Origin of the sequence: Micromonospora sp. NPDC049580 (assembly GCF_040675595.1) — a bacterium.
In the GTDB taxonomy this organism is placed as follows: Bacteria; Actinomycetota; Actinomycetes; order Mycobacteriales; family Micromonosporaceae; genus Micromonospora.
Map to the genome: position 1 here is coordinate 1 of NZ_JBFAPG010000075.1, position 18,099 is coordinate 18,099.

18 protein-coding genes are annotated in these 18,099 nt (G+C 73.4%); 9 read left to right on the forward strand and 9 right to left on the reverse strand.

Annotated features, from left to right (window positions below; all coding sequences use genetic code 11):
• Positions 1-12 precede the first annotated feature (12 nt).
• The gene (locus AB0J68_RS09450; protein ID WP_363937491.1) at positions 13-1,194 is read right to left on the reverse strand and encodes a type VII secretion protein EccE; all 1,182 of its coding nucleotides are present in this window, start codon (positions 1,192-1,194) and stop codon (positions 13-15) included.
• 159 nt (positions 1,195-1,353) lie between these two features.
• On the opposite strand from AB0J68_RS09450, the gene eccB reads away from it, so the two are divergent.
• From eccB to AB0J68_RS09490, 8 genes are all read left to right on the forward strand, one after another.
• Positions 1,354-2,880, forward strand: a complete 1,527-nt coding sequence (gene eccB, locus AB0J68_RS09455) for a type VII secretion protein EccB (protein ID WP_354861917.1) — start codon at positions 1,354-1,356, stop codon at positions 2,878-2,880.
• A gap of 88 nt (positions 2,881-2,968) precedes the next feature.
• Positions 2,969-3,337 (forward strand): hypothetical protein, encoded by a 369-nt coding sequence (locus tag AB0J68_RS09460; protein WP_007454914.1) that lies wholly within the window; start codon positions 2,969-2,971, stop codon positions 3,335-3,337.
• Positions 3,330-4,610 carry a hypothetical protein gene (locus AB0J68_RS09465; RefSeq protein ID WP_363937493.1) on the forward strand — a complete coding sequence of 427 codons (1,281 nt, stop codon included), beginning with the start codon at positions 3,330-3,332 and terminating at the stop codon, positions 4,608-4,610. The genes AB0J68_RS09460 and AB0J68_RS09465 overlap by 8 nt, the downstream gene beginning before the upstream one ends.
• Positions 4,611-4,878: 268 nt before the next feature.
• The gene (locus tag AB0J68_RS09470; protein WP_354861914.1) at positions 4,879-5,238 is read left to right on the forward strand and encodes a hypothetical protein; all 360 of its coding nucleotides are present in this window, start codon (positions 4,879-4,881) and stop codon (positions 5,236-5,238) included.
• 271 nt (positions 5,239-5,509) lie between these two features.
• Positions 5,510-6,307: a hypothetical protein gene (locus AB0J68_RS09475; RefSeq protein WP_354861912.1), complete on the forward strand. Its 798-nt coding sequence runs from the start codon at positions 5,510-5,512 to the stop codon at positions 6,305-6,307.
• A 76-nt stretch (positions 6,308-6,383) separates the two neighbouring features.
• Complete coding sequence (locus tag AB0J68_RS09480; RefSeq protein ID WP_363937497.1) at positions 6,384-6,722, forward strand: YkvA family protein; 339 nt, start codon at positions 6,384-6,386, stop codon at positions 6,720-6,722.
• A 31-nt stretch (positions 6,723-6,753) separates the two neighbouring features.
• Positions 6,754-7,161 carry a TIGR03618 family F420-dependent PPOX class oxidoreductase gene (locus AB0J68_RS09485; protein ID WP_363937499.1) on the forward strand — a complete coding sequence of 136 codons (408 nt, stop codon included), beginning with the start codon at positions 6,754-6,756 and terminating at the stop codon, positions 7,159-7,161.
• Between the two features lie 227 nt (positions 7,162-7,388).
• Positions 7,389-8,033, forward strand: a complete 645-nt coding sequence (locus AB0J68_RS09490; RefSeq protein ID WP_363937502.1) for a C39 family peptidase — start codon at positions 7,389-7,391, stop codon at positions 8,031-8,033.
• A gap of 10 nt (positions 8,034-8,043) precedes the next feature.
• Here the strand turns inward: AB0J68_RS09490 and AB0J68_RS09495 are convergent, their stop codons facing one another.
• The 8 genes from AB0J68_RS09495 to AB0J68_RS09530 all read right to left on the reverse strand — a co-directional run bounded on the left by AB0J68_RS09495 (position 8,044) and on the right by AB0J68_RS09530 (position 17,276).
• On the reverse strand, positions 8,044-9,366 hold the full coding sequence (locus tag AB0J68_RS09495) for an FUSC family protein (protein WP_355134455.1): 1,323 nt from the start codon (positions 9,364-9,366) through the stop codon (positions 8,044-8,046).
• A gap of 66 nt (positions 9,367-9,432) precedes the next feature.
• The gene (locus AB0J68_RS09500; RefSeq protein WP_363937504.1) at positions 9,433-10,602 is read right to left on the reverse strand and encodes a M20 family metallopeptidase; all 1,170 of its coding nucleotides are present in this window, start codon (positions 10,600-10,602) and stop codon (positions 9,433-9,435) included.
• Entirely contained in the window at positions 10,602-11,378 is a 777-nt protein-coding gene (locus AB0J68_RS09505; RefSeq protein WP_363937506.1) for an amino acid ABC transporter ATP-binding protein, read from the reverse strand. The genes AB0J68_RS09500 and AB0J68_RS09505 overlap by 1 nt, the downstream gene beginning before the upstream one ends.
• Positions 11,375-12,226, reverse strand: coding sequence for an amino acid ABC transporter permease (locus AB0J68_RS09510; RefSeq protein WP_363937508.1), 852 nt, complete (start codon positions 12,224-12,226; stop codon positions 11,375-11,377). Before AB0J68_RS09510 ends, AB0J68_RS09505 begins: the two co-directional genes overlap by 4 nt.
• 116 nt (positions 12,227-12,342) lie before the next feature.
• Complete coding sequence (locus tag AB0J68_RS09515; protein ID WP_355066665.1) at positions 12,343-13,290, reverse strand: transporter substrate-binding domain-containing protein; 948 nt, start codon at positions 13,288-13,290, stop codon at positions 12,343-12,345.
• Between the two features lie 90 nt (positions 13,291-13,380).
• On the reverse strand, positions 13,381-14,319 hold the full coding sequence (locus tag AB0J68_RS09520; protein ID WP_355066666.1) for a MurR/RpiR family transcriptional regulator: 939 nt from the start codon (positions 14,317-14,319) through the stop codon (positions 13,381-13,383).
• A 66-nt stretch (positions 14,320-14,385) separates the two neighbouring features.
• On the reverse strand, positions 14,386-15,816 hold the full coding sequence (locus AB0J68_RS09525; RefSeq protein WP_354861896.1) for a pre-peptidase C-terminal domain-containing protein: 1,431 nt from the start codon (positions 15,814-15,816) through the stop codon (positions 14,386-14,388).
• Positions 15,817-16,022: 206 nt separating this feature from the next.
• Complete coding sequence (locus AB0J68_RS09530) at positions 16,023-17,276, reverse strand: cyanophycinase (protein WP_363937512.1); 1,254 nt, start codon at positions 17,274-17,276, stop codon at positions 16,023-16,025.
• 169 nt (positions 17,277-17,445) lie between these two features.
• Here AB0J68_RS09530 and AB0J68_RS09535 point away from each other — a divergent pair, with 169 nt between their 5' ends.
• Complete coding sequence (locus tag AB0J68_RS09535) at positions 17,446-18,051, forward strand: hemerythrin domain-containing protein (protein ID WP_363937515.1); 606 nt, start codon at positions 17,446-17,448, stop codon at positions 18,049-18,051.
• Positions 18,052-18,099 lie beyond the last annotated feature (48 nt).

An 18,099-nucleotide genomic window follows, 5' to 3' on the forward strand; every position in this document is an offset into this window, starting at 1 on the left:
GCGCCGGTCGCGTCAGCGCTGGGCGGCGCCGGTCGTCGGCAACCCCGCTGACGGCGCGCTGGCGTAGACGCCCGGGCCGTGCTGCCCGTCCATCGGCCGGGCGGGCGTGCCGGCGCGGTGCGCGACGTCCCGGACGACCTTGACCAGCGCCTCGACGTGGTTGTCCATGGCCGCGACCCGGAGCAGCGGTGCCGCCATGCGCCCGTCGGGCGACACCGCCGCGGCCACCGTGTGCGAGGGGGCCGACGTGGCGGTGATCGCGTCCACCAGCGGGCCCAGCGGCGCGTCCGGGCGGCCCCGCAGGGTCAGGCAGCGGTGCGTCCAGCCGCCGCCGCGCAGCCCCCGCCAGCTCTCCGTCGGCGGCTCCGGCACCAGGTCCAGCCCGGCGGCCGACACCACGGCGGCGCGCAGCTCGTCGCGACCCAGCGGCCGGTGGGCCAACCCGGCTGCCGTCAGCGCCTTGCCCAACCGGCCGATTCCGGCGGCCAGCGTCCGGTGGACGCCGGGCAGCCCGCCGCCCCGGCTCACCGTCTCGACCCGCGCGTCGTGGACCGTGAGCCGCAGCGCCACCCAGACGGTCCGGTGCGCCGCCGGCGGCGCACCGGGGGCCGGATACCAGACCAGGGTGTGCGCGACCACCTGGGCCCTGGACACCGGGGCCGAGAAGTCGGCGAGCACCCGCAACGCGCGGTCCACGGTCGCCGCGTCCACCGAACCGACCGCGGCGCCGGTGACCGGTTGCAGCGCGACCGCGGCGAACCAGCCCTGCTCGTCCTGCCCGATGCCGAGCCGGGTGCCCCGGTCGGTCAACTCGATGACGCCCAGCTCGGGTGCGAGCGCGGCCAGCCGGGGGTCCACGGCGGTCCCGCCGGCCAGCGCGGCCGCCGCCCGTTCGCGGCGGTGGCGGAGCCGGCGACGCAGCAGCAGGTCGTCGAACCACCAGCGACCGCCACGGCGGGCGAACGCGGCCACCACGACAGCGACCGCCAGGGCGGCGACCGTGGCGAGCAGCCAGCTCGGCCCGGCCGTCGCGGCCCAGACGGCGAGGGCACACACCTCGAGTACGACGAGCTGGCCGACCAGCACCGGACCGATGCGACCCCGACCCGGCCGATCGGCCGCCGGGGTGGCCCGTACCGGGACGTCGGACGGCCTCGCGACCGCATCCGCGGGTGGCGCCTGAACCTGCGTCATCGCTGACTGTCCCTCCTGGACGGTACGACTCTGCGCCGGGTCGGCCCGGCACCGATCCGGCGGCGGCCCCGAGGACCCGCCGTCGGCCCCTTATCGTAGGGAAGCCCGCGACGGCACCCCGAGGACATCGTCGCGGATCCACCCCGCCGGAGGTAAGTCATGCGGACCCGCCGCGATCAGGTGCAGGCGTACCGCTTCGTCACCCGTCGGATCGTCTCCGCGCTCGTGTCGGGCGATCCGGAGACGACCAACCTGCCGATGCGACGGCTCGGCATGGCGGTCTTCGGCAGTGTGATCGCCGCGGCGGTGGTGCTCGGCGGCGTGGGCGCGTACGGCCAGTTGACCGGGAACACCGCGCCACTGGAGGAGAACAGCCTGGTCATCGAGCGGGAGACCGGCGCGACGTACGTGTTCGCCGAGGGACAGCTGCATCCGACGCTCAACTACGCCTCCGCACGGCTGATCCTCAACGAGCCCGACCCCACGGTGCGCACCATGTCGCAGGCGGCGCTGCGCGACCGTCCACGGGGGCACACCGTCGGCATCGTCGGCGCGCCCGACGCGTTGCCGGACCGCAAGTCGTTGACCGGCCTGCCGTGGTCCGTCTGCGACGTGCCCGACGCGGCCGACCCGCGCCACTCCACCACCCGCGTCGTGATCGACCGCGCGCTGCCCGGCGGTGCGCCGCTCGGCGACCGGGCGGTCCTGGTCACCGTCGACGGTCAGCGGCACCTGCTCACCGGCAACTCCCGGCTCGAGGTACGCGGCGGTGACCAGGCGGTCGCGGCGCTGCGGATGACCGGCACGGCACCGCTGCCGGTCGGGCAGCAGCTGCTCAACGCCGTGCCGGCCGGGCCGCCGCTGCGCAAGCCGTCGCTGCCCGGAATGGGCGACCGCAGCGGGCTGAGCGTCGCCGGCCGGCCCGCCACCATCGGTCAGGTCTTCCAGGCGGCGGGGCAGCACTACGTGCTCGCGCGGGAGGGTCTCGTCTCGATCAGTGAGATCACCGCCCTGCTGCTCATCAGTGGCGGCGGTCAGATCACCGACATCACGCCGGACCAGGCCGGTCGGCTGTTGACCGAGCAGCGGGTGGACGCGGACGGAATGCCCCGGACGCTGCCCACCCTGTACCAGGCCCGGGCCGGGCAGACGCTGCTCTGCGCGACGTACCGGGCCGGCAGCGCCGGTGGTCCCCCGACCACCACGCTGGAGGTCTTCGACCGGGCTCCGGCGGAGTTGACGGCGGACGAGCCCGGCTCGGTGCCGGTGCGCCAGACCAACCGGGACGCGGTGCGCACGGCCGAGTCGGTGCTGCTGCCCGGCGGCAAGGGCGTACTGGCCCAGGCCGCGCCCGGCGCCGGCACCAGCGGGTCCGGTGCCGCTGGCGCGACGGTCTACCTGATCAGCCCGCAGGGTGTCCGGTACCCGCTCGGTTCCGCCGAGACGCTGGGGGCGCTCGGCTACGAAGGGGTCACCCCGCTGGCGGTGCCCGGCTCGCTGCTCGCGTTGATCCCGACCGGGCCCACCCTGGACCGGGAGGACGCGCTCGTGCAGTTCGCACCCGGTGACGCGCCGGCGTCCGCGTCCGTGCCGCAGCCCACGTCGTCCACTACGGCCACGAGCGCCCCGGCGAGCGGCGGCACGGGCGGTGGGCTGCCCGGGGCATCGACCGGCGCCGACGGCTGAGCCGTTCGGACGGGTCGCCCCGGGTCGCGGCAGTGGACTAACCTGGGTTCGCTGACGGTTGTCAACCAGAACGACGGGGATGTTTGCCATGACCGGGCGTACGGAAGTGGACCTGCTGTCCCTTGAGGACTTCCACAAGCACCTGGCGTCGCGGCTGAGTCAGGCCGAGTCGGTGCTGCGCAAGCTCAACACCGAGATGCAGTGCAGTCCACCGGCGTTGGGTTCGTTCACCGACGCCACCCAGAATTCGCGCCGCTACAGCGAGGTCCACCAGTCGTACGTGGATCAGGCCGAGCGGCTCCGGCAGGCGGTGCAGGCGGCGCAGCAGGCGACCAGCACCATCCTGGCCAACTACCGCACCGCCGAGGCGCGTAACGCGGCCAACGCCACCGACATCACGGCTGCGCTGACCGGTGTCGACCGGGCGTTGCAGCCGAAGGGGGACGGCAGTGTCTGAGTACACCCAGCGCTACCAGGGCAAGAGCCACCGCGAGCTGTACGACGCGGTGATGGCCGGCAAGCCGGAGCAGATCGAGGGGATCGCCGCCCAGTGGGCCGCCCTCAAGGGCATCCTGGACGGCCTCGGCCGGGAGCTGAGCGGCGACCTGGAGAAGCTCGGCAACACCTGGACCGGCCCGGCGGGTCGGGAGTTCCAGCGCCGGCTGACGCTGATCGTCGATCACTCCGACGCGCTGGGCGAGGGCATGGCCGGCATCAAGCAGAGCCTCACCATGATGGCTAGCCAGCTGCGCGCCGCGCACAAGCAGGCCGAGAGCCCGGAAGAGACCGACGACAACGACCAGGCCATCTCGGGCGCGCTCAAGGGTGCCGCCTTCGGCCTGCCCGGTGCCGTGGTCGGGGGCATCATGGGCCACCAGCAGGACAAGGAAGAGCAGGAGAAGGCCCACCAGCGGATGGTGAACGTGGTTGCCGAGCTGGCCGCCGGCTACGACCTCTCCGCCTACGACCGGGTGGTCGACCCGCCCCACCCCCACCCGGAGACGCCGAAGACGACCAATCAGGACCGGCCGACGCCGCGCAGCGGCCCGGCCACCACGACGCCGTCGGCCGCTCCGACCGCCACCGGCCTGACCGCGCACACCGGCGGCGCGACAGTCGCGACGCCCGACGGGGTGGCACCTCCGCCGGCCGGCGGGGGCGGTTCCGTCCCCGGCCAGGACGGTGGCACCTCGGTCGTCGCCATCGGGCCGGAGGGCACCGGTAGCGACCCCGAGGGCAGCACCACCTCCCTCGCCAGCGCGGACCCGCTGCTCGGCGGGGCTCTGCTCACCGGCGGGGCGGCCGGGCTGGCCGGGCCGACCACCACCGTGGCTGCCAGCGCCTCGGGCGGGCCGAGCCTGCTCTTCGGGGCACCGGGCGGGGCGCCGGCCGGTGGGGTGCTGCGCACCTCCGCGCTCGCCGGGTCGAGCAGCACGCCCACCACGGCGGCCCGGCCGACCGGCGGCGCTGCCGCCGCCGAGAGCCGGTCCGCCAGTGGCGTCGGGCGGAGCATCGACGGCCGCCGCGGTGAGTCCGGTCGGTCGGCCGCGGGTGGGCGCCAGGGTCTGACGGGCAACGGCCGGGGCGCCAACCGCCCGGGGGTGCTCGGCGGGCACGGTCGCCCCGAGGACGACGAGTCCGACGAGCGGCTGACCTGGCTGACCGAGGACGAGATGGTGTGGCAGGACGGCGGGGACGCCGCGCCGCCGGTGCTCGGCACCTCCGGCTGACCCGCCGACGGCACCCGGCGCCGCACGAGATACCCGAGTGACCCCTGCCGCCTGCTGCGGCGGGGGTCACCGTGGTTCGGCCCTCGGCCCTCGGCCCTCGGCCACCGGCCACCGGGGCCCGGGCCCCGGCCCTCGGCCCTCGGCCCTCACACCCGGATACGGTGCGGCCGCGGGTCAGCACCGTCCACAGTGGTGACGGTGGTGGCGGTCACTCCCATTCGCCCGCTGTCGTGCTGCGCCATGCCGGGTCGGGCGATAGGTTGGTCGGGTGTCGTCCGCAGCCCTGGTCCGCCCAGCCCGGTGGGCCGTGCTGTGGTCACTGCGGGAGCTGACCCGGCTGGCGGTCACCGCGCTGGTGCTCGCGGTCGGCCTCGGCGGCGCGCTCGCCGCCACCCCGCCGTCCGCTCAGGCGCAGCTGCGGCCCAGCGCCGTGAGCAGCCGGGTGGACGCCGTTCAGCCGGAGGCCGTCGCGGCCACCGAGCGGACGAGCCAGCCGGCCGCGCCCCGGCCGAGCAGCGACGCCATCGTCGCCGCGCCGACCGGCCCGGTCCTCGCGGGCGCGGAGCACACGTCGGCCGTTGAGCCCGGCCGCGGTACCCCGCCCCGACGCGGCCCTCCCACCAGCTGATCTCAGGCCGTCAGGCCACCCGACGCTCCCCGTGACTTGGCTCCGGGTCGTGCGTCCGGGTGCCCGGGTCGCCGCCACCGGCGCTACCCGCAGCCAGACCCGATCCGGCTCGCGAGATCCCGCCCAGCGGGGATCGGCCCGAGCCTCGGGCGGCCATCCGCAGCTCACCCCGACCACTCGGAGCCCGGCGCGTCGACACCAGTCGAGCGACCGGCCCGGTGCCGTCAGGACCCATCCGTCGATACCGTCGTTCGACCGCGAGGTGCTGATCATGCAGACCGTCCTCTCCGCCGTCCTGCCCGACGTGCCCCGGGCCGCCGCCATCTGGCTGAGCCTGCTCGGGGTGGTGGTGGTCGCCGTCGCCGCGCTCCTGCTGCGACCCGGCCGGCTCCGCCTCGACCCGGCCGCCCGGATCCGCAACGCCGCCATGCCCAGCCAGCTCGAACAGGCGCTCCAGGAGCGGGAGCAGAGCCGCTACGCGCAGGAGGTCGCGGTGGCCGCCGAGCGCGCCACCACCACCGCCCAGCGGCGACGGGCGGAGTGGGTGGCCGCGCAGGAGACCGTCGAAGCCGCCTGGCAGGCGCTGGAGGCGGCCGAGGCCGGCGTACGACGGCTCGGCGCAGCGGCCGCGATGCCGCTGCCGCAGACCGCCCGGACCCCCGCCGAGTACGCCGACCGCGAGCGCTACCTGCACCGGGCCGCGCTGGACGCGTACTGGCGGCGGGAGCTGTCGGTGGAGCAGCTCAGCGACGTCTTCGCGCACCGCGACGGCTGGGACCCGCGGCTGCACCCCGTCGATCAGGAACTCGTGCTGCAGCGGGCGATCCGCGACAATCTGGCCGCCCGGCACGTCGCGGCCCAGGAGCGGGAGCAGGCGGCCTGGCGGGCCGCGGAGCTGGCCGTGGCGGCGGCTCGTAGCCTTCGCGAGGAGGCCCACGCGGCGACCGGGCGGCGGGTGGCGGAGTCGGCGTCGGTGCTGCCGCTCAGCGAGGTCCTCCGGCCGCCGACCGAGCAGACCCGGGAGAACGCGGTGGTCGCCCGCGGTCGGGCGGCGGTCCCGGCGTTCTGACCCGGTGGCCCGGCGGTTCCGGTTTCGCGACCCGGCGAACCGGGCCGGGCCGGCGCTGGTGGGTTAGCGTGACGGCATGTCCCGACAGGCGTGGGTCCTCGTGGTGATCGCCGGCATCCTGGCGATCGCCACACTGGTCGGCGCGGTGGTGCTGGCGGTACGGGTGGTGCGCACGAGGCGGCTGCTGACCGGGCTCGGCGCGGGCGGCAAGATCGCCTTCTACGGGGCGCTGATCTACACGATCTTTCCGGTGGACATCCTCCCGGACCCGATCTACCTGGACGACATGGGTGTTCTGGCCGGCGCGCTGATCTATCTCACGCGGCTCGTGCACAAGCGCCGGGCTGCCGGCCTTCGCCTGCCCGGGCGGCCGGACGCGCCGCCGGATCCGGACCGCGCCCGCTCCGTACGATGATCGAGGTTGGCGCACAGGACGGGGGACGGACGTGGCGGGCGATCATCGGCTGGACATCCGCGACGACCGGGTGGCCGCCTTCTGCGCGGAACGGCACCTGGCGACACTGACCACCCTGCGCGCCGACGGCACCCCGCACGTGGTGCCCGTCGGGGTCACTCTCGATCCGGCGGCCGGGCTGGCCCGGGTGATCACCTCGGGTACGTCCCGCAAGGCTCGCCAGGTGGCCGCCGCCAGCGCCGACGGCACTCCGGTGGCGGTCTGCCATGTGGACGGCCGCCGCTGGTTGACGATCGAGGGCCGGGCGGTGCTCCGGTCGGACCGAGCCGCCGTCGCGGAGGCGGAGCGCCGCTACGCCGAGCGGTATCGGACCCCGCGCCCGAATCCGGAGCGCGTGGTCATCGAGATCACCGTGACCGGGCTGCTCGGGAGCCTCTGAGCCGCACCGGCCCGCTGTCCGCTTCACGCCGCCATGCCCGCTTCGGGCCCTCCCACGGCCGCACGTGGTCTCCCGGAATCTCGCACCGGCGACAGCCGTTGCACCTGGTCACGACGCCCCCGGCGGCAGCCGGCGACGGAATGTCGGCCGAAGCAGGGCCGTTACGTCCCCGGTACGCACGGCCGAGACCGCCACGGAGGCGGCTACCCCCGAACGGAGACTCGACCATGAACCCGATCGTGCAGAAGAGCGGCCTGTCCGTCGTCGGCCTGCTGGTCGCCGGCGGTTGCGCCCTCGGCCCTGCGGTCGCCGCGCAGGCAGCGCCCGCGCAGGGCGCCCCGCCCTCGTCGAGCCAGACCAGCCGGAGCGCGGAGCGCATTCTCGACGTCGACTACCAGGCCCAGCCGAACTTCTTCTACTGCGGCCCGGCCGCGACCCGGATTGCGCTCTCCGCGCAGGGCAAGGCGCTGTCCCAGGACGAGGTGGCCAAGCGGCTCGGCACCACCGAGGCGGGCACACCGTCGGCCCTGGACACCACCCGCGTGCTCAACGAGCTGACCGGCGGTCGCTACCGGACCACCGAGATCCGTGACTCGGTGGCCCGCCCCGACCAGGTCGAGCAGCTGCGCCGGGACGTCCTGGCCGCGATCGACGCCGGCCGACCGGTGGTGGCCAACATCAAGGGCACGACCGTGGACACCGACGGCAACCCGCACTCGTACGAGGGCGGCCACTACCTGACGCTCGTCGGCTACCGCGACGGCGGGGACAGCATCCGCGTCGCCGACCCGGCCGACCCGGCGCTCGGCGAGTACTGGATGAGCCTGCCGAAGGTCGCCAACTGGATCGCCGAGCGCGGCTACTCCTCCTGACCCTGACGGTTCACCGGGCCGGTCTCTTCCTCGCGGAGAGGCCGGCCCTGTCGTCGCGTCTGCGGGAGGCGTGGTGCGCTCGCCGACGTGCCCGGGTGGCCCGAGTCGGCCGGGCGCGGTGCAGATGGTGTCGGGTCGGCGGGGAGATGGCCGCCTCGCCGGCACCGGCCGCCTTGCGCACGATCCGGTTGGCGTCGTCGGGCTCGCACCCCGCCGCCCGGAGCAGGTCGCTGGCCGCGGTGCGCAGGCCGGTGACGAGGGCGTCGCCGAACGACCTGACCCCGGTCGCGGCTGCCCGTCCGGCCAGCTCGGCACACTCCTCGACCAGTTTCCGGGTGCACCGCGGGGTCTCGCCGACCCGGCACTCCGTCCGCATCTCCGCCACCGCCTGTCCCAGCCGGGCGATCGCGTCCGGCAGCTCGGCCGGAATCGGCTCGTCGTACTGCAGGGCGGTCGTCGACCAGCGGGCCAGCGCGTGGCTGTCCAGCAGCAGCCGCTCCAGGTGCGACGCGCTGCGGGCGTACCGGTGGAACTGTTGACGGCGGTGCCAGCGTGCCGGCGCGATGGTGACCACCTCCTCCGCCCCACTCAGCGAGTCGTTCAGGCGCCCCACGTCGCCCTCGGTGCCGCGAAGCCGCTCCAGAACACCCTGCGTTCGGTCGACGTCGCGCTGCCGTACCGCCTCCGCCAGCTCGGCGAGTTGCTCGCGCAGGACCGCGAAGATCGGCGTGGCGGCGCGGTCGAGCACCCGTATCGGGTTGATGGGCAGGAGCAGCGCGACCACCAGGAGGCCGACCGCGCCGCCGACGAGCGCGTCGAAGATCCGGGGCAGCTCCAGGCCACGTTGCATCGGGGCCAGCGTGGCGATCAGTACGGCGGTACCGCCAGCCTGGCCGACCAACGGCCCGCCCTTACCGGCCACCAGGAGGGCGCTGGCGACGGCCAGGGCGACGACCACGCCGGTCTGCCACGGCCCGGAGCCGACGATGAAGCGCAGCGCGTCACCGATGACGATGCCCAGGCCGACGCCGAACAGCAGCTCGAAGGTTCGTCGGGCCCGCTGGCCGATGGCGGTGGCGATCGTACCGACGGCGGCAGCCGGGGCGAAGACGTGCGCTCCGGGGCCGAGGAAGTGCTGGGCGATCAGGGCGGCGAGCGCGGCGGCCAGCCCAGCCTGGATCGAGATGACCAGGGTGACCTCCCACTGCCGGGCCCGGATCCGGCTGGCCTGCCCGCTGCGGTGTCGCACCCGCTCGACCGCCTGGCCGCTCCGCTCGGCGGCCTCGCCGAGCGGTGACCGGTCCCGGTCGGCTGGTGGGCGGTCGTCGGCCATGGCGGCGGTTACCCCGGGGACGTCCGGCCAATCGTGCCCCTCCGCCCCACCGGCACCAGCCGTACGTCAGCCACCGCCGTCCCGGCTGACCTGGTCGATCAGGCCGGCCAGCAGGGCGGTACGGGGTACGACGGAGTCCAGGTCCAGCCACTCCGACGGGCTGTGGTCCGCGCCGCCGACCGGGCCGAGTCCGTCCAGTACCGCCGCGCCCGCCTCGGCCAGCAGGTTCGCGTCGGCGCACCCGCCGGTCGCGGTGTGGGACACCGGTACGCCCAGCCCCGCCCCCACCTTCGCGGCCAGTTCGGTGAGTCGACGATCGACAGGGTTCGGCTCCCAGGGTGGGGTGGGCGCGTGGACGGCCACCTCGGCCCGGACTCCGGAGACGGTCGGCACGGCCACCAGCCGGCGGATCTCGGCCAGCGCCGCCTCGTACTCGCCGGTGCGCCAGGCGCGCAGGTCGACGAGCATCCGGGCCTGATCGGCGACCACGTTCGGCCGGTTCCCGGCGTGCAGGTGCCCGACGTTCACCGTCACACCCGGCCAGCGGCCGTTGAGCGCGTCCAGCGCGACGGTCAACCGAGCCGCGGCGAGCAGGGCGTTGGCGCCGCGTTCCGGTTCGATACCGGCGTGCGCCGCGCGACCCCGCAGGGTGACCTCCAGGTCCGCCACGCCCTTGCGGGCGGAGACCAGGTCGCCGTTGTCGCGGGCGCACTCGAGGCAGAGCGCGACGTCGACCTCCGACCCGAGGCGGCGCAGCAGGGCCCGGCTGCCGGGCGAGCCGATCTCCTCGTCGGGGGTGCAGACCAGGATCAGCTCCCCGTACTCGGCCAGCCCCAACCGGGCCAGCACCTCCATCGCGGCCAGGCCGGCGAGCACACCGCCCTTGTCGTCGCACACCCCGGGGCCGTACGCCCGCCCGTCCTGAACCCGGAACGGACGGGCGGCTGCCGTGCCCGGCGGGAACACCGTGTCCAGGTGGCCGGCGAGCAGGATGCGGCGGGTGCCGCGTCCGCGCCGGCGGGCGATCAGCACGTCGCCCAGCGGCGTGCCGGCCGGGTCGGCGACAGGCTCCCGCTCCACCGCCAGGCCGGCGGCCAGGCACCAGGTCTGCACGAGATCGGCCGCCGCGCGCAGTCCGTCGAGCTGTCCGGAACCGGAGTCGATGCCGACCAGCTCGGCCAACCGCTCGTGGTACGCGGTAAGCCGGTCGCCGGCGGCGGTGAGCAGCGGATCCATCACAGCACCTTGTCGAGAAAGGCGCGGGTGCGCTCGTGCCGGGGGTTGCCGAGCACGTCCGCCGGTGGGCCGGCCTCGACGACCACCCCGCCGTCCAGGAAGGCCACCGAGTCGGCCACCTCGCGGGCGAAGCCCATCTCGTGGGTCACCACGATCATCGTCATCCCTTCGGCGGCGAGGCCCTTCATCACGTCCAACACGTCACCCACCAGCTCCGGGTCGAGCGCCGAGGTGGGCTCGTCGAAGAGCATCAACTTCGGGTGCATGGCCAGCGCGCGGGCGATCGCCACCCGCTGCTGCTGCCCGCCGGACAGTTGCCCGGGGTAGGCGTTCGCCTTCTCCGCCAGCCCTACCCGTTCGAGCAGCCGCAGCGCTTCGTCGCGGGCCGCCTCCCGGGCGGTGCCGAGCACCCGGACCGGCGCCTCGATCACGTTGCCCAGGGCGGTCAGGTGTGGGAAGAGGTTGAACCGCTGGAACACCATGCCGATGTCCCGGCGACGTCGGGCCACCTCGCGGGCCTTCAACTCGTAGAGCTTGTCGCCGCTGCGCCGGTAGCCGACCAGCTCGCCGTCGACCCAGAGCTGGCCGCCGTCGATCCGTTCCAGGTGGTTGATGCAGCGCAGGAACGTCGACTTGCCCGAGCCGGAGGGGCCGAGCAGGCAGGCCACCTCGCCGGGCGCCACAGCGAGGTCGATGCCCCTGAGCACCTCGATGGGGCCGTAGCATTTGGTGACCGACTCGGCCCGGACCATGGGGACCCGTTCGGCGACGGTCATCGCACTCCTCCTCGACTAAAGCCGCGCCCGAATCGCCGTTCGATCGCCCACTGCCCGGCGGAGAGCAGACTCACCAGCGCCAGGTACCAGATCGCGGCGACGACCAGCAGCGGGATCACCTTGTAGTTGCCCTGGTAGACGGTCTGCACGGCGGTCATCAGGTCCCGCCCGGCGATGATCGAGACCAGGGCGGTGGACTTGAGCATGGTGATCGTCTCGTTGCCCATCGGCGGGATGATCACCCGCATCGCCTGGGGCAGCACCACCCGGCGCAGGGTGAGCGCCGGGCTCATGCCGAGCGCCGCGGCGGCCTCGGTCTGGCCGCCGTCGACGGCGAGGATGCCGCCCCGGATGACCTCGGCGGCGTACGCCATCTCGTTGAGCGACAGGGCCAGGACGGCGGCGACCGTGCCGGTGACCACCACGCTGGTGGGCTGGTCGAACAGGACGGTGCCGGTGAACGGCAGGCTCAGCGTCAGCCGGGGAAAGAGCGCGCCGAGGAAGCCGAAGAAGATGATCTGCACGAGCAGCGGCGTGCCCCGGAAGACCCAGATGAAGCCCCAGGAGACCGCCCTCAGCACGGGGTTGGGCGACAGCCGCATGACCGCCAGCAGGACGCCGCCGACGGTGCCGAGCACCATCGCCAGCAGGGTCAGCCAGAGCGTGGTGACCACGCCGTCGAGGATGTAGTCCTTGAACAGGTACTCGCCGATGGTGGCGGGTTCGAGGTTGGGGCTGTCCAGCAGCGCCCGGAGGAACAGGGCCGCCAGTCCGACCACGAGCAGCGCGGTCAGCCACCGACCGTAGTGCCGCACGGGGACCACCCGTACGGTCTCGGTGTCGTTCATGTGCAGTGCCTCCTGCGGAAAGCGGTGCGGCGGTCGCCGGGCGCCTTTCGGACCCGCCCTCACGGTGTGGAAAGGGCGCCCGGCGACCGCGGTTCAGGGGGTCGCCTACCGCGGGGTCAGTCGATGGCCTGGTCGATGGTGGCCTGCTTGACGGCGATCGGGGTCTGCTTCCACTGGCCGAGGATCTTGGCGTAGGTGCCGTCGTCGATCAGTGACTGCACGGCGGCCCGGTACGCCTCGGCGACGTCCTTCTTGCTCTTGAGGAAGCCGAAGCCGTTCGGGCTGGCCAGCCAGCCGTTGGGGGCGGACGGGTCGTCCACCAGGTCGGCCTTGCCGGCCAGCGTGCCGGCGGTGTCCACCAGGTTGACCTTGGTGGCGGCGACGACCTCGACGTTGCCGGCGATCAGGGCCTGCACGGCCTGCGGGTTCTCCGGGTACTCCTTGACCTCGACAGCCCTGCCGGCGCAGCTCTCCTTGGAGTACGCGGCCAGGTTCTTGGCCTGGTTGCTGGCCTTCTGCACGGCGACCTTGCGCCCGCAGAGGTCCGCGACGGTCTTGACGCCGAGCGGGTTGCCGGTCTTGACGAGGAAGCCGGTGCCGGAGGCGGAGTAGTCGACGAAGGTGGCGACCTGCTGGCGCTCCTTCTTGTCGGTGATGCCACCGGCGATGGCGTCGTACTTGCCGGCCTGGAGGCCGGGCACCAGCCCGTCGAAGGGCTGCTGGGTGAAGGTGGCCTTGATGCCCAGCCGGGCGGAGGCGGCGAGGAAGAGGTCGTAGTCCAGACCCTTGAACTCGTCGGTCCGCCCCTCCTGCTTGAAGTCGATGAACGGTTCGTAGGGGGCGTTGGTGGCGACCGTGACCGTGCCCCGCCCGCGCAGGTCGGCGGGGACCTTCTTGGCGAGGTTGGCGTCGGTGCTGATGGGGCCGACGCCCTCGACGGTGACCGTGACGGTGGGGGCCTCGCCGCCGGAGCCGGCAGCGGTGGAGGAGGTGCCGCCGCAGCCGGCGGTGACGGCGAGAAGGGCCGTGGCCGTGGTGGCCAGGGCGAGCTGACGGATGCGCATGGGGTGTCCTTCCGGGTGCCAGACGTACCAGCACCCGGACTGTAACGCACATTACTATTTCTGTGGTGTTACAGTTTTCTGTAACGGCGGTCAGCCGATGTGGAACTCCTGCTGCGCCTGTTCCATCGCCTTCAGTCGGGTGCCCGCGACCGGCCCGAGCCGGTCGATCACCGCCGCCACCACCGTCTCCACCAGGGCCAGCGCCGGAACGAAGCTGTCGTACAGCGAGGGCGACTCCACCCGGCCGGGCAGCACCACCTCGGCCAGACCGGCCACCGGGGACAGCCACCGGTCGGTGAACAGCACCACCCGGGCACCGCGCCCGGTCACCTCGCGGGCCAGTGCCAGCGTCGGCTCCTCGTACCGCCGGAAGTCGAAGAGCACGACCAGGTCACGCCGGCCCACGTCGACAAGCATGTCGGTGCGCTCGACCGGGCTGGCCGGGAGCAGCCGGCTCCCCCCGCGTACCTGCATGAGGTGCAGCACCAGATAGTGGGCGAGCAGCCCGGAGAACCGGCCGCCGGCCGCCGTGACCCGCAGCTGCTGGTCGGCGAGGAGCCGGGCCGCCGCGTCCAGCTCACCCTGCGGCAGCTCGACGAGCGTGCGGGCGACCGCCTCGGGCAGCCGCGCCGCCGCGCGGGACAGCGCCCCCGCCGGCGGTTCGCCCGTTCGTTCCGCCGCCCGGTACGCGGTCAGCGGCGAGACCTCGCGCTCGGTCAGCTCGTCGCGCAGCGCGCGCTGGAACTCCGGGTAGCCACCGAAGCCGAGACGGCTGAGGAAGCGCAGCACGGTCGGCGCGCTCACCTCGGCGCGCTCGGCCAGGGCGGCCACCGTGCCGAGCCCGGCCGCCGGATAGGCGGCGAGCAGGGCCCGCGCCACCCGCCGCTCGGCCGGGCTGCACTCACCGAGGCGCTGCCGGATGAGGGCGGCCACCCCGACGGCCGCCGGCTCAACGCCGTCGGGATCAGAACCGCTGGGGTACGCCACCGGCCGGGCGCCCGGCTGGTCGGCGTGATCGGAGGTCGACACGCGCTGAGCCTAGCCGTGGCCCGAGGCGGCGCGGACGCGCCGAACGCGCCCGCGCCGCAGCGGTGATCAGGACTTCGTGACGGTGCAGCTGTAGTCGGCGCTGCCCGATCCCGAGTACGCCTCCAGCTCGACGTAGTAGGTCGCCGAGCCGGACGCGGTACGGGTGGTGGACGCCGACTCGCCGGTGCCGGCGCCGTCGTTGACCGACCTGGTGAGCGTGCTTCCGGTGGAGCTGAGCAGGTAGAGATCGGCGTCGTACGCGGTGGGCACCGCGCAGTTCACGGACAGCGTCTGCCCGCTGGCGAGGCTGACCGTGAAGTAGTCCCGGTCCGTGCCGCTCTTCATGTCCCCCGTGATGGTCAGCGGGTAGCTGCGGCCGGTCACGTCGTTGGCCGCGGCGCGGGAGTCGTTAGCCTCGACCTCGGCATAGCTGGACCCGCCGGTGGGCGGCGGCGTGGAGCAGTCGGTGACCGGCGTACCGCTGTAGAGGCTGCCGCTGGGGACGCCACTGGTGACGCTCTTGAGGTAGTAGCCGCAGGTCGGCCGGTTGCCGAAGTGGTAGCTCTGACCGCTGGTCAGCTTCCAGATCTTGAAGTTGGAGTAGGTCAGGGGTTGGCCCGAGCTGGCCACCTCCGGCTGGTGGTCGCCGAGCACGACGTACGCGCTCGGCCCGCTGAGGGTGGCCAGGCCGAAGCGGTCGATGAAGAGCGAGGCGCCCTCCTCGACGCCCACTCCCCACGCCTTGCCACCGCTGGTCCGGCCATCCTTGATGGACCGCGCCACGAACGCCATGAGCCGGCCCATCCGGTCCCGGGTGACGAAGTGCGAGTCGTTGATGGTGTCGGCGTAGTTCGGCCAGCGGAACATCCCGGTCGTGAACGTCATCGACGCGTCGTACGGATCGTCGAGGGCGATGGCCGAGGTGGCGCTGCCGCCGCAGGCGTCGTACACGATGTCGCTGTTGACGTGGTGCCCGGCGCTGCCGCCGCCGACCCCGCCGCCCTTGGCCACCACCGACTCGACGGACGCCTCCAGCGCGGTGCCCTTCCACGCCACGTACCGACACTGGTCGCCGCCGGCGAAGTAGACGAACTCGGCGTTGCGGATGTCGGTGTTGACCTGGCTGTTGTTGCCGTCGCTGGCGGCGGTGAGGGTGAGCGTGGTGCAGGAGTTGACGCCGCTCAGCCCGGTGATCACGTCACACTCCGGGGTGCCGGTGCCCGATCCGGCGACGACGGCCACGTCGATCGAGCCGGAGCCGCCGCGAATCGCGGCGATCGCCTGGTTCATCGTCGCGGCCACGATGCCGCCCGAGCCGTTCATGGTGTACGCCGGGCCGGACCAGCTGGCCCGGCTGACGTCCGTCGAGCTGCCCTGCCGGACCCGGGTGACCTGGGCGTACGCGGCGGTCACCCCGATCGGTGCCACGGTCAGCAGGGTGGTCGTGGTGACGAGCACCGCGAGCCGCTTGCGGATGGGGTTACGGGAAGGGGACATGGGCACCTCCGAGGGGCCACGAATCGATGAAACAGAAGTTACATCCATCACGTTCGTTGCTCAATAAGTAACCCCTGTTACATCTCGTCGCAGCGCGCGGCGACGTGGCCCGGCCGGCACCACCGGGACGAGCGGTATGACTCCCCGCCATATTTATGACGCAGAGTCATACCGCTCCTGGTGAAACGTGCCAGGTGGGCCGATCGTCAGACCGGACGGATGCCGATCACCGCGTCCACGAACGACGTCGCCGAGCCGACCCGGTACCCGGCGAAGCCACGGCCCCGGGTCACCTCGGCGGCGAACTGCGGGTCCTTCTCGTACGACGTGCCCGACGTCGACGCACAACCGGCCTGGTCGACCAGTCCCTCGGCGAGACCGACAAGTGCGTAGTCGTAGAAGACGTCGTCCGAGGCCGGGACGGTGCACGCGCCGGCGGTCGGGGTCACCCGCTGCTTGCCCGGCGAAATCACCGGTTGCCAGCGGCCGGACCGGTAGCGGTCACCGGAGGTGAGCCGGCTCCACCGGACCCCCTCGATGCCCCACACGGCCGACTCGGTGACGCGGGCGCGGCGCAGGTCGAGCACGCTCACGCCGCGCGTGCCGAGGACGCGCAGCGACTGCCGCGGCGTGCCGACCCCGGTCACCTCCAGTGCCGTGTCCTCGTCCAGGCCGAAGACCCGCTGGTGCCGGGTGTCCGCCGCCAGCCGGATCGACCGGGCCTCCCGGCCCCGCCGCGAGAAGTGCGTGTCCAGCAGGCCGTCGGTGAAGAATCCGAAACCACCCTTGGGCAGGTACGCCAGCACGCCGGCGTCCTCGAAGTAGCCGGGCCGGGCACCGTCGCGCAGACCGGGCTCGGTGGAGCCACCGGTGATCATGTCGCGGCCGGCCATGATCTGCGCGCCCGCGCTCGTGCCGGCGACCACCGCGCCGGCGCGGAGCTTGCGCCGCACCGCCGCCAGGGCCGGCGTGTCCCGCTGGGCCTTCCCCCGGGTCATCGTGGTGACATAGCGGTACTGGTCGCCGCCGCCGAAGAAGAAGCCGGTCATCGAGTCGATCTGCCGGACCACGGCCGGGTCCTCGGCGGCGCCCGACCGGTCCAGGTCGATCGGGATCCACTGCGCGTCGGCCACGCCGTAGCTCCGGAACAGCGTGGCGTAGTAGTCGCCGTTGCAGACACTGTTGTTGCAGTCCGGGGTGGCCGCGTCCGGATCCTCTGCCGGCACCGGAGCGGCCGCGGTGAAGATGCCGATGCGGGCCTTGCCGACGCCGCCGGCCAGCCGGACGATGTCGCCGTAGACGGCAGCGTTGTCGTCGGCGAGCCCGCCGCCGACAAGGACCAGACTGCCGCCACCGGAGTGGGACGGATGGGCCGAGGCTGGTGCCGCGGCCAGCGGGACGCTCATCGCGACCGCCGTGCACACGCCGAGCCCGAGGGCCAGCAGGCGGTTCAGGGGCATGACTGCTCCTCACAGGAGACCGTGAGGGCGGGCCGAGACGAAGCGTACGACAGCGTCCCGACGCGAACAACGGGTCGCCGTCAAATCCATCGGCGACCGTAGGTTTGCCCGACCGCTGCGGGGTACCAGGGGCCACACACCCACCGACCGCAACCGGTAAGGGGCCCAGATGAGCAATCCACAGACCACCGACGATGAGGATGTCGTCGACATCCTCATCGCCGACCACCGCGAGGTCGAGACCCTCTTCGTCGAGCTGGAGACGCGGCAGGGCACGCCCGAGTACCGCCGGCAGCTCACCGACGTGCTGATCGCCGAGCTGGTGCGGCACGCGGTGGCCGAGGAGGCGTACGTCTATCCGACGGCTCGCAAGGTGCTGCCCGACGGCGACCAGATCGCCGACCACGAGATCGACGAACACGCCGACGCCGAACGGACCATGAAGGACCTGGAGTCGGTTGACCCGTCCGACCCCCGCTTCGACGAGCTGCTCGCCAACCTGACCAGCACCATCCGTCACCACGTGCAGGACGAGGAGAACGACCTCTTCCCCCGGCTGCGCGCGGCCACGGCCCGTGAGGAGCTGGTCGAGCTGGCCGGGAAGGTGACGGCGTTCAAGAAGGTGGCGCCGACCCGGCCCCACCCGAGCGCGCCGGACCGCCCGCCGGCGAACAAGCTGCTCGCCCCCGGCACCGGGCTGATCGACCGGCTGCGTGACGCACTGCGCGACCGGCCGACGTCGATGGACGAGCTACGCGAGAAGCAGCAGCGCTGACCGACGTACCGTCCGACAGGGACAATCCCGGGCCGCCGACACCTCGGC

Bases quoted from the DNA above. Each gene is read 5' to 3' on its own strand.
- AB0J68_RS09450 (WP_363937491.1), bottom strand. From the start codon at position 1,194: ATGACGCAGGTTCAGGCGCCACCCGCGGATGCGGTCGCGAGGCCGTCC.
- AB0J68_RS09515 (WP_355066665.1), bottom strand. From the start codon at position 13,290: ATGCGCATCCGTCAGCTCGCCCTGGCCACCACGGCCACGGCCCTTCTC.
- AB0J68_RS09500 (WP_363937504.1), bottom strand. From the start codon at position 10,602: ATGGATCCGCTGCTCACCGCCGCCGGCGACCGGCTTACCGCGTACCAC.
- AB0J68_RS09525 (WP_354861896.1), bottom strand. From the start codon at position 15,816: ATGTCCCCTTCCCGTAACCCCATCCGCAAGCGGCTCGCGGTGCTCGTC.
- AB0J68_RS09535 (WP_363937515.1), top strand. From the start codon at position 17,446: ATGAGCAATCCACAGACCACCGACGATGAGGATGTCGTCGACATCCTC.
- AB0J68_RS09510 (WP_363937508.1), bottom strand. From the start codon at position 12,226: ATGAACGACACCGAGACCGTACGGGTGGTCCCCGTGCGGCACTACGGT.
- AB0J68_RS09530 (WP_363937512.1), bottom strand. From the start codon at position 17,276: ATGCCCCTGAACCGCCTGCTGGCCCTCGGGCTCGGCGTGTGCACGGCG.
- AB0J68_RS09490 (WP_363937502.1), top strand. From the start codon at position 7,389: ATGAACCCGATCGTGCAGAAGAGCGGCCTGTCCGTCGTCGGCCTGCTG.
- eccB (WP_354861917.1), top strand. From the start codon at position 1,354: ATGCGGACCCGCCGCGATCAGGTGCAGGCGTACCGCTTCGTCACCCGT.
- AB0J68_RS09480 (WP_363937497.1), top strand. From the start codon at position 6,384: ATGTCCCGACAGGCGTGGGTCCTCGTGGTGATCGCCGGCATCCTGGCG.
- AB0J68_RS09475 (WP_354861912.1), top strand. From the start codon at position 5,510: ATGCAGACCGTCCTCTCCGCCGTCCTGCCCGACGTGCCCCGGGCCGCC.
- AB0J68_RS09460 (WP_007454914.1), top strand. From the start codon at position 2,969: ATGACCGGGCGTACGGAAGTGGACCTGCTGTCCCTTGAGGACTTCCAC.
- AB0J68_RS09495 (WP_355134455.1), bottom strand. From the start codon at position 9,366: ATGGCCGACGACCGCCCACCAGCCGACCGGGACCGGTCACCGCTCGGC.
- AB0J68_RS09505 (WP_363937506.1), bottom strand. From the start codon at position 11,378: ATGACCGTCGCCGAACGGGTCCCCATGGTCCGGGCCGAGTCGGTCACC.